At 71.2% G+C, this 12,384-nt stretch carries 9 protein-coding genes and 1 pseudogene; 7 read left to right on the forward strand and 3 right to left on the reverse strand.

The features are described from left to right. Positions 1–140 precede the first annotated feature (140 nt). Positions 141–350 (reverse strand): annotated as a pseudogene (locus ABT114_RS15795) (endo alpha-1,4 polygalactosaminidase); the annotation flags it as partial. Between the two features lie 265 nt (positions 351–615). Here ABT114_RS15795 and ABT114_RS15800 point away from each other — a divergent pair. The 7 genes from ABT114_RS15800 to ABT114_RS15830 all read left to right on the forward strand — a co-directional run bounded on the left by ABT114_RS15800 (position 616) and on the right by ABT114_RS15830 (position 11,151). Beyond that, on the forward strand, positions 616–2,142 hold the full coding sequence (locus ABT114_RS15800; protein ID WP_351142757.1) for a leucyl aminopeptidase: 1,527 nt from the start codon (positions 616–618) through the stop codon (positions 2,140–2,142). A gap of 304 nt (positions 2,143–2,446) precedes the next feature. Continuing rightward, entirely contained in the window at positions 2,447–3,835 is a 1,389-nt protein-coding gene (gene lpdA, locus ABT114_RS15805; protein WP_351142759.1) for a dihydrolipoyl dehydrogenase, read from the forward strand. Positions 3,836–3,894: 59 nt separating this feature from the next. Beyond that, positions 3,895–5,694, forward strand: coding sequence for a 2-oxoglutarate dehydrogenase, E2 component, dihydrolipoamide succinyltransferase (gene sucB, locus ABT114_RS15810; protein ID WP_351142761.1), 1,800 nt, complete (start codon positions 3,895–3,897; stop codon positions 5,692–5,694). Between the two features lie 235 nt (positions 5,695–5,929). Continuing rightward, a complete protein-coding gene (locus ABT114_RS15815; RefSeq protein WP_351142763.1) occupies positions 5,930–6,553 on the forward strand; it encodes a GntR family transcriptional regulator in 624 nt (207 codons plus the stop codon). Positions 6,554–6,820: 267 nt separating this feature from the next. Beyond that, complete coding sequence (gene aceE, locus ABT114_RS15820; protein ID WP_351142765.1) at positions 6,821–9,523, forward strand: pyruvate dehydrogenase (acetyl-transferring), homodimeric type; 2,703 nt, start codon at positions 6,821–6,823, stop codon at positions 9,521–9,523. Between the two features lie 78 nt (positions 9,524–9,601). Continuing rightward, positions 9,602–10,576 carry a helix-turn-helix transcriptional regulator gene (locus ABT114_RS15825; protein ID WP_351142767.1) on the forward strand — a complete coding sequence of 325 codons (975 nt, stop codon included), beginning with the start codon at positions 9,602–9,604 and terminating at the stop codon, positions 10,574–10,576. 56 nt (positions 10,577–10,632) lie between these two features. Further along, on the forward strand, positions 10,633–11,151 hold the full coding sequence (locus ABT114_RS15830) for a DUF4240 domain-containing protein (protein ID WP_351143011.1): 519 nt from the start codon (positions 10,633–10,635) through the stop codon (positions 11,149–11,151). 22 nt (positions 11,152–11,173) lie between these two features. On the opposite strand, the gene ABT114_RS15835 is transcribed toward ABT114_RS15830, so the two are convergent. Continuing rightward, complete coding sequence (locus tag ABT114_RS15835; RefSeq protein WP_351142769.1) at positions 11,174–11,419, reverse strand: hypothetical protein; 246 nt, start codon at positions 11,417–11,419, stop codon at positions 11,174–11,176. 74 nt (positions 11,420–11,493) lie between these two features. Next, positions 11,494–12,336, reverse strand: a complete 843-nt coding sequence (locus ABT114_RS15840; RefSeq protein ID WP_351142771.1) for a peptidoglycan recognition protein family protein — start codon at positions 12,334–12,336, stop codon at positions 11,494–11,496. Positions 12,337–12,384: the final 48 nt, after the last annotated feature.

The following is a 12,384-nucleotide window of genomic DNA, read 5'->3' on the forward strand; positions in this document are numbered from 1 at the left end:
CGTGCCGAAGCTGCGCCGTGCCACGGTGACCGGGTTCGGGCTCGGGCTCGGGCTCGGCAGGGGCGACGCCGCGCCCCCCCGTTCGCACTTCTTGAGCACGAACTCATCTTCAGGCGCCGGGACTCGGCGCACTGTTCGTTGACCGCTCGTTGACCGCTCATCGACCGCTCGTCGACCGCGAAGTCGAAGTCGTCGGCCAGGTCGGGCATTTGGTCGAGGTCGCTCTTCGGACCGACCGACATGCCACGCTCGTGGGCCAGTTGGGCGATGAGGTGGTTGTAACGGAGCCGGTTGGCAAGGCGGGCCGCCATCAGGAGGATCGCCGACACCAGGCACCGAAAAGCGCTCATCTGTACCCGATGCGCGTGACTCAGGCCACGGAGTGCGAGGATCGGGAAGTGACCAGGACGCCACCGGCGGGTGAACGCCCGCCGGAATGAGCGGACGCCCGTACGCGCGTAGGCTCCTCCCAGGTGTCCGCACCGGTTCGCCGCACCGGTGAGGGCCCCGGTGGAGACCGCTCCCGCCGACCGGATCTAGGGTCGACAGTCGGGCCCGGTCGACCCACACAGAACGACCACAGAAACTTCACATCGGAAGCGAGATTTCACCACCGTGACTGCTCTCACTCTCAGCACCGCCGCGGCGCCCGGTCTGCGGGCCGACGCCATCGTGATCGGTGTCGCCAAGGGCCCGAAGGGTCCGGTCGTCGCACCGGGCGCCGAGGCCGTGGACCAGGCCTACGACGGCCGGCTCGCCGGCGTCCTCGAGACCCTCGGCGCCTCCGGTGCCGAGGGCGAGGTGACGAAGCTGCCCGCACCGACGGGCTTCAAGGCACCCCTCGTGGTGGCGGTGGGGCTGGGCGCGGAGCCCGCGAAGGACTCCTCCTACGACGCCGAGGCGCTGCGCAAGGCCGCCGGCGTGGCCGCCCGTACCCTCACCGGGGCCAAGAAGGCCGCCTTCGCGCTGCCGCTCACCGACGCCGCCGACATCGGCACGATCGCCGAGGGCGTGCTGCTCGGCGCGTACTCCTTCGACGCCTACAAGGACAACGGCAAGGACGCCAAGGCCCGGGCCGGCAAGGCCCCGCTCGCCGAGGCCTCGCTGCTCGGCGGCAAGCCCCGCGACAAGGAGCACAAGGCCGCGGTCGAGCGCGCCACGGCCGTCGCCCAGGAGCTCAACCGCGCCCGCGACCTGATCAACATGCCGCCGAACGACCTCGACCCGGCGGCGTTCGCCGCCATCGCACAGGCCGCGGCCAAGGAGCACGGCCTCAAGGTGCAGGTGCTCGACGAGAAGGCCCTGGAGAAGGGCGGCTACGGCGGCATCCTCGGCGTCGGCCGGGGCTCGGCCGCCGGTCCCCGCCTGGTGAAGCTGTCGTACACCTCGTCGAAGGCGGACAAGCACCTCGCCTTCGTCGGCAAGGGCATCACCTACGACTCGGGCGGCATCTCGCTGAAGCCGGCCGGTCACAACGAGACGATGAAGTGCGACATGAGCGGTGCGGCCGCGGTCTTCGCCGCGGTGGTCGCCGCCGCACGGCTCGGCCTCGAGGTCAACGTCACCGGCTGGCTGGCGCTGGCGGAGAACATGCCGTCGGGCTCCGCGACCCGTCCGGGTGACGTGCTGCGCATGTACAGCGGCAAGACCGTCGAGGTGCTCAACACCGACGCCGAGGGCCGTCTGGTCCTCGCGGACGCGCTGTGGGCCGCCTCCCAGGAGAAGCCGGACGCCGTCGTGGACGTGGCGACCCTGACCGGCGCGATGATGCTGGCGCTCGGCAGTCGCACCTTCGGGATCATGGCGAACGACGACGCGTTCCGCTCCGCGGTGCACGAGGCCGCCGAGGAGGTCGGCGAGCCGGCGTGGCCGATGCCGCTGCCGGAGCACCTGCGCAAGGGAATGGACTCCCCCACCGCGGACATCGCGAACATGGGCGAGCGGATGGGCGGCGGCCTGGTCGCCGGTCTCTTCCTGCGCGAGTTCGTCGGCGAGGGCGTCACCTGGGCGCACCTCGACATCGCCGGGCCGGCCTTCAACGAGGGCGGGCCGTTCGGTTACACGCCGAAGGGCGGTACGGGCACGGCGGTGCGGACGCTGGTGCGTCTGGCCGAGCTGACGGCCGCGGGCGACCTCGGTTAGTTCCTGTGGGTGCGGGGGACTGTGCGCCTGATCACTCGGGCCGACCCGTAGCTGGTCGCGCCCACGCGGCGTAGCCGCAGATCGGCACAGTCCCGCGCCCCTGAGCGGGACCAGTCTGCCCTCGTTGCAAATGAGCGTGGGGTGTCTCACACACCGGCCCCGCGTCTCGCCTGCCTCCTACAAGTGCGAAGATGGGGCTCGGCAGGACAGGGCCCCCACCGAAGGGCCGAAACAGAGCGGCCGGACACCAGCCGCCGACCGGTCACTGGAGACCGGCGTGGCGCACATGCATGGAGGACGTGACGTGGCGAACGACGCCAGCACCGTTTTCGACCTAGTGATCCTCGGCGGTGGTAGCGGTGGTTACGCCGCGGCCCTGCGCGGGGCCCAGCTGGGTCTGGACGTCGCCCTGATCGAGAAGGACAAGGTCGGCGGTACCTGCCTGCACCGGGGTTGCATCCCCACCAAGGCCCTGCTGCACGCGGGCGAGATCGCCGACCAGGCCCGCGAGAGCGAGCAGTTCGGCGTCAAGGCCACTTTCGAGGGCATCGACGTCCCGGCCGTCCACAAGTACAAGGACGGCGTCATCTCCGGCCTGTACAAGGGTCTGCAGGGGCTCATCGCCTCCCGCAAGGTGACCTACATCGAGGGTGAGGGCCGCCTGTCCTCCCCGACCTCCGTCGACGTGAACGGTCAGCGGATCCAGGGCCGCCACGTCCTCCTGGCGACCGGCTCCGTGCCGAAGTCGCTGCCGGGCCTGGAGATCGACGGCAACCGGATCATCTCCTCCGACCACGCCCTCGTCCTGGACCGCGTGCCGCAGTCCGCGATCATCCTGGGCGGCGGCGTCATCGGCGTCGAGTTCGCCTCCGCGTGGAAGTCCTTCGGCTCGGACGTCACCGTCATCGAGGGCCTGAAGCACCTCGTTCCGGTCGAGGACGAGAACTCCTCCAAGCTTCTTGAGCGCGCGTTCCGCAAGCGCGGCATCAAGTTCAACCTGGGCACCTTCTTCTCGAAGGCCGAGTACACCGCGAACGGTGTCAAGGTCACCCTCGCCGACGGCAAGGAGTTCGAGGCCGAGGTGCTGCTCGTGGCCGTCGGCCGCGGCCCCGTCTCCGCCGGTCTCGGCTACGAGGAGCAGGGCGTCGCGATGGACCGCGGCTACGTCCTGGTCGACGAGTACATGCGCACCAACGTGCCGACCATCTCCGCCGTCGGCGACCTGGTCCCGACGCTCCAGCTCGCGCACGTCGGCTTCGCCGAGGGCATGCTGGTTGCGGAGCGTCTGGCCGGCCAGAAGGTCGTCCCGATCGACTACGACGGTGTCCCCCGGGTGACGTACTGCCACCCCGAGGTCGCCTCCGTGGGCATCACCGAGGCCAAGGCCAAGGAGATCTACGGCGCGGACAAGGTCGTCGCTCTGAAGTACAACCTCGCGGGCAACGGCAAGAGCAAGATCCTGAACACCTCGGGCGAGATCAAGCTCGTCCAGGTCAAGGACGGTGCCGTGGTCGGCGTCCACATGGTGGGCGACCGCATGGGCGAGCAGGTCGGCGAAGCCCAGCTGATCTACAACTGGGAGGCGCTGCCGGCCGAGGTCGCGCAGCTCATCCACGCCCACCCGACGCAGAACGAGGCGATGGGCGAGGCCCACCTGGCCCTGGCCGGCAAGCCGCTCCACTCGCACGACTGACCCTCGGTCACCCACGCGACGACACAGACTTCCGCAATTCGTAAGGAGCAACCGAAACCATGGCGGTTTCCGTAACCCTTCCGGCGCTCGGTGAGAGCGTCACCGAGGGCACTGTCACCCGCTGGCTGAAGGCCGAGGGTGAGCGCGTCGAGGCCGACGAGCCGCTGCTCGAGGTCTCGACCGACAAGGTCGACACCGAGATCCCCTCGCCCGCCGCCGGTGTCCTGGCCTCCATCAAGGTCGCCGAGGACGAGACCGTCGAGGTCGGCGCCGAGCTGGCCGTCATCGACGACGGCACGGGTTCGCCCGCTGCCGCTCCGGCTCCCGCTGCCGCCGAGGCTCCGGCCCCGGTTGCCGAGCCCGCCCCGGCGCCCGTCGCCGCGGCCCCGGCCGCCCCCGCCCCCGCTGCGGCCCCGGCCGCTCCGGCCGGTGGCGCCACCGGCACGGACGTGGTCCTGCCGGCGCTCGGCGAGTCCGTCACCGAGGGCACCGTCACCCGCTGGCTGAAGGAGGTCGGCGAGGAGGTCACGGAGGACGAGCCGCTGCTCGAGGTCTCCACGGACAAGGTCGACACCGAAATCCCGGCGCCCGTCTCCGGTGTGCTGCTCGAGATCACGGTCGCCGAGGACGAGACCGCTGAGGTCGGCGCCAAGCTCGCCGTCATCGGCGCGGCTGGCGCCACCCCGGCCGTGGCTGAGGCACCGGCCGCTCCGGCGCCCGCCGCTCCGGCTCCCGCCCCGGCCGCCCCCGCGGCTCCGGCGCCCGCCGCTCCGGCTCCCGCGCCCGCCCCGGTCGCCGCCGTCCCGGCTCCGGCCGCCCCGGTCGCCGCCGTCCCGGCTCCGGCTGCCCCGGCCCCCGCTCCGGCCGCCCCGGCTCCGGTCACTCCGGCCCCGGCTGCTGCGGCACCCGTCGCCGCGCAGGCCACCGACGAGGGTGCCTACGTGACCCCGCTGGTGCGCAAGCTCGCCGCCGAGAACGGCGTCGACCTGGCCGCCGTCAAGGGCACCGGCGTCGGCGGTCGTATCCGCAAGCAGGACGTCATCGCCGCCGCCGAGGCCGCGAAGGCCGCCGCCGCTGCTCCGGCTCCGGCCGCTGCCGCTCCGGCCGCCAAGAAGGCCCCCTCGCTCGAGGTCTCCCCGCTGCGCGGCCAGACCGTCAAGATGACCCGCATCCGCAAGGTCATCGGCGACAACATGGTCAAGGCCCTGCACGAGCAGGCCCAGCTGTCCTCGGTCGTCGAGGTCGACATCACCCGCCTGATGAAGCTCCGCGCGCAGGCGAAGGACTCCTTCGCGGCCCGCGAGGGCGTCAAGCTCTCCCCGATGCCGTTCTTCGTGAAGGCGGCGGCCCAGGCGCTGAAGGCCCACCCGGCCATCAACGCCCGGATCAACGTGGACGAGGGCACGATCACCTACTTCGACGCCGAGAACATCGGTATCGCGGTGGACTCCGAGAAGGGCCTGATGACCCCGGTCATCAAGCACGCGGGCGACCTGAACATCGCCGGTATCTCCAAGGCCACCGCCGAGCTCGCGGGCAAGGTGCGGGCCAACAAGATCACCCCGGACGAGCTGTCCGGCGCGACCTTCACCATCTCCAACACCGGCTCGCGCGGCGCGCTCTTCGACACGATCATCGTGCCGCCGAACCAGGTCGCGATCCTCGGCATCGGTGCCACGGTCAAGCGTCCGGCCGTCATCGAGACGGAGGAGGGCACGGTCATCGGCGTCCGCGACATGACGTACCTGACCCTGTCCTACGACCACCGTCTGGTGGACGGCGCCGACGCCGCGCGTTACCTGACCGCGGTCAAGGCGATCCTGGAGGCCGGCGAGTTCGAGGTCGAGCTCGGGCTGTAGTCCTCAGGAGCAGTCGTACGGTGCCCCCGACCGGAGTTTTCCGGCCGGGGGCACCGGCGTTTCCGTCGGCCGTCGCGCGGGCGGAGGTCACGGGTCACGCCCTGGTGGGAGCGTGTAAGCCTCGTCTCACCTGCGCGAAAGCGCCCCCATGCGCCCCTCCGGGAGGCGCCCGCGGCCTTATTGTCTAAACGTCAAACGCCCCGGGGGCCCGTAGGCCTCTCCCTAAGGAGCTCTCATGACCGCGCCCGTCGTCCACTCGCTGCGCGAACAGATCCGCGAGCACATCGTGGAGGGGATCGTCAGCGGGCGCTGGCAGCCGGGCGAGCGGATCGTGGAGCGGCGGATCGCGACCGAGCTGGAGGTCAGCCAGACGCCGGTGCGGGAGGCGCTGCGCGAGCTGGAGTCGCTGCGGCTGATCGAGTCCGCGCCGAACAAGGGCGTACGGGTGCGGAATCTGACCGCGGCCGACCTTGAGGAGAGCTACCCCGTCCGGGCCGGTCTGGAGGCCATCGCGGCGGAGCTCGCGGCGGAGCGGCTGTCGGAGGACTGCTCGGCCCTGGAGCCGCATGTCGCCGCGCTGTACGAGGCCGACCGCAAGGCGGACGGCACGGCCCAGGTACGGCACACGGTGGGCTTCCACCGGGAGCTGGTCCGGGCGGCCGGCAACTCGGTGCTGCTGCACACCTGGGAGGGGCTCGGCATCGAGGTGTTCACCGCGCTGTCGATCCGCTGGCTGGGGACGGTGCAGCAGTCGTACGCCGAGGAGCACGAGGAGCTGGTGCAGGCGTTCCGGCGCCGGGATCCGCGGATCGCGGAGCTGGTGAAGGCTCACGTTCTGGGGTGCGCGCCGCGGGCGTGACACAGCCGAGCATCTACGCGCTCACCTGCGGAAACCCTATGAGAAACACCCCAAAAACACGGCACCGCGTGCCTATGGCGCAGGCACCCCGTGCCGACTTTCTCGTAATCAAGAGGTTTTGCCCCTCAACCCTTTGATCGATCATCGATCAGCGAGTTAGAGTCTCCGACGGGCTTCCACCAGAGCCCATGCCCTGTCCTGCCAAAGACCAAGGGCAAACCCGAAACACCTCATAGGGAACCCCCTTCGACTGAGGAAGGCGGCGAAATGACCGACCCCAACGCCATCCAGCCGAGCGCGCTCGACCAGCTCCCGGACCGTGACCCGGAGGAGACCGCCGAATGGCAGGCCTCACTGGACGCGGTCGCCAAGGCGGCCGGACCGCACCGTGCGGCGTACCTGATGCGCCGGACGCTGGAGCGCGCGGAGGGCAACGGCGTCGCGCTGCCCAAGCTCCTCGAGACGGACTACGTCAACACCATCCCGACCGCCGCCGAGCCGTCCGCGCCCGGTGACCCGGAGATGGAGCGCCGGATCACCGCCTGGAACCGCTGGAACGCGGCCGCCATGGTGACCCGCGGCGCGAAGCACGGCGTCGGCGGTCACATCGCCACCTTCGCCTCCGCGGCCTGGCTGTACGAGACCGGCTTCAACCACTTCTTCAAAGGCAAGGAGGCCGACGGCTCGGGCGACCAGCTCTACATCCAGGGCCACGCCTCCCCCGGCATCTACGCCCGCGCCTTCCTCGACGGACGGCTCAGCGAGCACCACCTCGACAACTTCCGTCAGGAGGCCGGCGGCAACGGCCTGCCCTCCTACCCGCACCCGCGGCGCCTGCCCTGGCTGTGGGAGTTCCCGACGGTGTCGATGGGCCTCGGCCCGCTCTCCGCGATCTACCAGGCGCGCTTCAACCGCTACCTGACCAACCGCGGCATCAAGGACGTCTCCGCGTCCCACGTCTGGGCCTTCCTCGGCGACGGCGAGATGGACGAGCCGGAGTCGACGGCGGCACTCGCGCTCGCCTCCCGCGAGGGTCTCGACAACCTGACCTTCGTCATCAACTGCAACCTGCAGCGCCTCGACGGCCCGGTCCGCGCGAACTTCAAGATCGTGCAGGAGCTGGAGGCCCAGTTCCGCGGCGCCGGCTGGAACGTCATCAAGACGCTGTGGGGCACCGCCTGGGACGAGCTGTTCCAGCTCGACACCACGGGCGCGCTGGTACGCCGGCTGCGCGAGGTACCGGACGCCCAGGTGCAGACGTACCAGACCCGCGGCGCCGCCTACATCCGCGAGGACTTCTTCGGCAAGGACCCGGCGCTCGCCGAGATGGCGAAGCTGCTGAGCGACGACAAGATCCTCGAGTGCTTCCACCTCTCCCGCGGTGGTCACGAGGCGCGCAAGGTCTACGCCGCGTACAAGGCGGCCGTCGAACACAAGGGCGCGCCGACCGTCATCCTGGCGCAGACGGTCAAGGGCCACACCCTGGGCGAGGGCTTCGCGTCGAAGAACGCCAACCACCAGATGAAGAAGCTGACGGTGGACGAGTTCAAGACGATGCGTGACCTGCTGGAGCTGCCGATCTCGGACAGCCAGTTCGTCGACGGGGTCGTGCCGTACGGCCACCCGGGCGCCGACTCCCCCGAGGTCCGTTACCTCCAGGAGCGCCGCGCGGCCCTCGGCGGCCCGGCCCCGGCCCGCCGTACGCACGCCCTCGCGCCGCTGCCGACCCCGGCGGAGAAGGCGTTCGCCTCCTTCGACAAGGGCTCCGGCTCCCAGAACGTCGCCACCACCATGGCCTTCGTCCGCCTGATCAAGGACCTGGTCCGCGACAAGGAGACCGGCAAGCGCTGGGTGCCGATCGTTCCCGACGAGGCGCGCACCTTCGGTATGGAGTCGCTCTTCCCGTCGCTCGGCATCTACTCGCCCAAGGGCCAGACGTACGAGCCGGTCGACCGCGACCAGCTGATGTACTACAAGGAGGCCAAGAACGGCCAGATCCTCAACGAGGGGATCACCGAGGCCGGTTCGATGGCCGACTTCATCGCCGCGTCCACCGCGTACGCCACGCACGGCGAAGCGATGATCCCGTTCTACATCTTCTACTCGATGTTCGGCTGGCAGCGCACGGCCGACCAGATGTGGCAGCTCGGCGACCAGCTCGGCCGCGGCTTCCTCGTCGGCGCCACGGCCGGCCGTACGACGCTGACCGGTGAGGGCCTCCAGCACGCGGACGGCCACTCCCCCGTCATCGCCGCGACCAACCCGGCGGCCCTGACCTACGACCCGGCCTTCGCGTACGAGATCGCGACGATCGTCAAGGACGGTCTGCGCCGCATGTACGGCGAGGCGGCCCCGGGCGAGGACCCGAACGTCTTCTACTACCTCACCGTCTACAACGAGCCGATGCCACAGCCGGCCAAGCCGTCCGGCCTCGGTATCGACGAGGGCATCATCAAGGGCCTGTACCGCTTCAACACGGCGGAGTCGGCCGGGCTCTCGCCGGTGGCCAACGCCCCGCGCATCCAGCTGCTGGGCTCCGGCACCGCGATCCACTGGGTGCTCGAAGCCCAGAAGCTGCTCGCCGAGGAGTGGGGCGTGGCGGCGGACGTGTGGTCCGCGACGTCCTGGACCGAGCTGCGGCGCGACGCGCTGGAGGCCGACGCGGCCCTGCTGCGCGGCGACGAGCGGGTCCCGTACGTCCGCCAGGCGCTGCACGGTGCCGAGGGCCCGGTGCTCGCGGTCTCCGACTACATGCGCCAGGTCCCGGACCAGATCGCGCAGTGGGTCGAGCAGGACTACTCGTCCCTGGGCGCGGACGGCTTCGGCCTCTCCGACACCCGCGAGGCGGCTCGCCGCCACTTCGGCGTCGACGCCCAGTCGGTCGTCGTCGCGGCCCTGGCCCAGCTCGCCCGGCGCGGCGAGGTCAAGGCGACCGCGGTGAAGGAAGCGCGGGACAAGTACGGCCTGTAACACCGGGTCTCAGTGGAGGGGTACGGCGACCGACCGCCGTACCCCTCCACTGTCAGTGGGGCCCGGCATCATGGCCGTATGCGCGCTGCCCGGCTCATCAAGATGGTGCTGCTGCTCCAGTCCCGGCCCGCCATGACCGCCGCCGAACTCGCCGGGGAACTGGAGGTGTCGGAGCGGACCGTGACACGGGACGCGCAGGCGCTGTCGGAGGCGGGAGTGCCGGTGTACGCGGAGCGGGGGCGGGCCGGGGGGTACCGGCTGGTCGGCGGGTACCGGACTCGGCTGACCGGGCTGGCCCGCGGTGAGGCCGAGGCGCTGTTCCTGAGCGGCGTGCCGGGGGCGCTGCGGGAGATGGGGCTTCAGGACGCGGCCTCGGCGGCCCGGCTGAAGGTGTCGGCGGCACTGCTGCCCTCCCTGCGCGACGCCTACCGTACGGCGGCGCAGCGGTTCCATCTGGACGCGCCCAACTGGTTCGCGGAGCCCGAGACGCCTGAGCTGCTGCCGGCCGTGGCGGACGCGATGTGGGACGACCGGCGGATCACCGCGCGCTACCGGCGCGCGGAGCGGGAAGTCGAACGGGAGCTGGAGCCGTACGGGCTCGTGCTCAAGGCGGGTGTCTGGTACCTGTGCGCGCGGGTGGCGGGCGACGGGGCCTTCCGGGTGTACCGGATCGATCGGTTCACGGCGGTGGCCGCCGACGAGGAGCGCTTCACCCGTGACGAGCGGTTCGATCTGCCCTCCTTCTGGGAGGAGCGGGCCGAGCAGTTCGCGCGGTCGATCCTGCGGGCCGAGGTCGTGGTGCGGCTGTCCGGGGACGGGGTGCGCAGGTTGCCGTACGCCGTCGGTCCCCGGTCCGCGCGGGAAGCACTGGCGGCGGCCGGCGCCCCCGACGGTGATGGCTGGGTGACCGTGACCCTGCCGGTGGAGTCCGAGGAGGTCGCGCACACGCAGCTCACGGGGCTCGGGCCGGAGGTCGAGGTGCTGGCGCCGGAGGGGCTGCGGGAGCGGTTCGCGCGGGACGCGGCGCGGCTCGCCGGGCTGTACCGCCCATAACAATCCGCCGCACTCCACGTGCGTCCCTCTGCGCCAGGCACGATGCTGGACCCGTGATGGACGAGATGGAGTTCTGGGAGCTCGTGGACGCCGCCCGCGAGACCGCCGACGGCGATCCCGAGGAGCAGGCCGACCTGCTCATGGACCGCCTGCTCCAGCAGGACCCGGAGTCGGTCCTCGACTTCGCCCGTCACTTCGAGTCCCGCTACAACCGCGCCTACACCTGGGATCTGTGGGGCGCCGCCTGGGTGCTGCTCGACGGGGCCAGCGACGACGCCTTCGACTTCTTCCGGTGCTGGCTGATCGGCCAGGGCCGGGACGTCTTCGAGGGCGCGATGCACGACCCGGACTCGCTGGCCGACCTGCTGGACGACTTCGACGAGGAGATCGACGGCGACGGCGAGGAGCTCGGCTACGCGGCCGACGAGGCGTACGAGCAGCTCACCGGCACCGTCGCCCCGGACCTGGGCATCCCGCCCGCGCCCGCGGAGCCCGAGGGCACGCCGATCGACTTCGAGAGCGAGAGCGCGCTCGCGGAGCGGTACCCCAAGCTGTGGGACCGGTTCAGGGACTGAGGTTCACGTTCAGGACTGAGCTTCACACGGACAGCCGACGGCGGCCCGGGTCCGACGGGATGTACGCCTGCGTCTGCTCGGCCTTCACCGCGTGGTGGAGCGGCGCCTGGTTGGCCTGGTCGAGGGCGGACGCGGTCACCGCAGCCGGGCCCAGGACGACGGTCGCGACGGCGCAGACCATCGCCCAGGGACTGCGCGCGGCCCTGGCCCAGCCCGCCGTCCGCTCCGTGGCTTCCGCGGGACGGCTGTTCGTACGACTGCTGCTCATGAGATCCCCACCTCCAGTCGGCTTGTGTTGTCCATGACCGTAGGCGGCCGGGATCTGTGGACCCTGCGTGCCGCCTATGGCGTTCCTGTGGACGTCCTGCCCTGCAGCCGTGCCGCCGCCTGCCTGATGTCCGGGAGCCGGGCACTGAGGGCCGCGCCCGGGCAGTTGGTCGGGTAGCCGTCGTTGTGGCCCGCCAGGGCGGGGAGCGTGGCGGTGCGGCCGGCGGCGTAGCGGCTGAGGCTGTTGCTGGAGATCAGGTGGACGGAGGCGCGCGGGTCGATGTCGGCGAGGCCCAGCTTCCAGGCGGCCAGCGCCGCGATCGCGTCGGTCATCACCTTGGGGACGGTGGCCCCGGCCGTGAAGGTGCCGATGGCGGCGATGCCGGCGCTGCGGTGGTTGAAGCCCTGGGTGTGGGCGCCGGTGACGGCGCGGTCGACGCCGCCCGCACGGCCCTCGTAGATCGTGCCGCAGCGGTCGACGAGGAAGTTGTAGCCGATGTCGTCCCACTGGCGGGCGCCCGTCTGACCCTCGTAGAGGTGGCGGATGATGCGGGGGGAGTCGGCGCAGGCGTAGCCGTTGGGCGAGTCGGTGTGGTGGACGAAGACGGCGAGGACCTTGTCGTCGTAGCGCGGGGGCGGCTGGGAGTGCGGTGCGGTGGTGTCCATCCAGGCCGCACGCGGCACGATGCGCGGTTTGTCCGCCAGGTGCCGGCCGGCGGGACGCTGGGCCACGTCCGGCCGCCCCGGCCGGGCGGCCAGGGCGGCCGTCGCCGCGCTGTCGACACCGCCCGCGCACAGCGCCAGCGCGATGACGGCGGTGAATCCAGGCAGACAGGCCAGCAGAACCAGCACGACGCTCGGCACCCGCCGCTCGCGTGCCCCTCGTGTTCTTCGGAGGCCCGGTCGGAAGAAACGCATGGGTCCCACTGTCGATGCGAACCGCACCGCCCGCGATGTGTGCTGTGC

Origin of the sequence: Streptomyces sp. NPDC002088 (assembly GCF_040296605.1) — a bacterium.
GTDB lineage: Bacteria > Actinomycetota > Actinomycetes > Streptomycetales > Streptomycetaceae > Streptomyces.

Excerpts from the sequence above, each read along its gene's own strand:
- sucB (WP_351142761.1), top strand. The coding sequence starts at position 3,895 with ATGGCGGTTTCCGTAACCCTTCCGGCGCTCGGTGAGAGCGTCACCGAG.
- ABT114_RS15815 (WP_351142763.1), top strand. The coding sequence starts at position 5,930 with ATGACCGCGCCCGTCGTCCACTCGCTGCGCGAACAGATCCGCGAGCAC.
- aceE (WP_351142765.1), top strand. The coding sequence starts at position 6,821 with ATGACCGACCCCAACGCCATCCAGCCGAGCGCGCTCGACCAGCTCCCG.
- ABT114_RS15825 (WP_351142767.1), top strand. The coding sequence starts at position 9,602 with ATGCGCGCTGCCCGGCTCATCAAGATGGTGCTGCTGCTCCAGTCCCGG.
- ABT114_RS15830 (WP_351143011.1), top strand. The coding sequence starts at position 10,633 with ATGGACGAGATGGAGTTCTGGGAGCTCGTGGACGCCGCCCGCGAGACC.
- ABT114_RS15835 (WP_351142769.1), bottom strand. The coding sequence starts at position 11,419 with ATGAGCAGCAGTCGTACGAACAGCCGTCCCGCGGAAGCCACGGAGCGG.
- ABT114_RS15840 (WP_351142771.1), bottom strand. The coding sequence starts at position 12,336 with ATGCGTTTCTTCCGACCGGGCCTCCGAAGAACACGAGGGGCACGCGAG.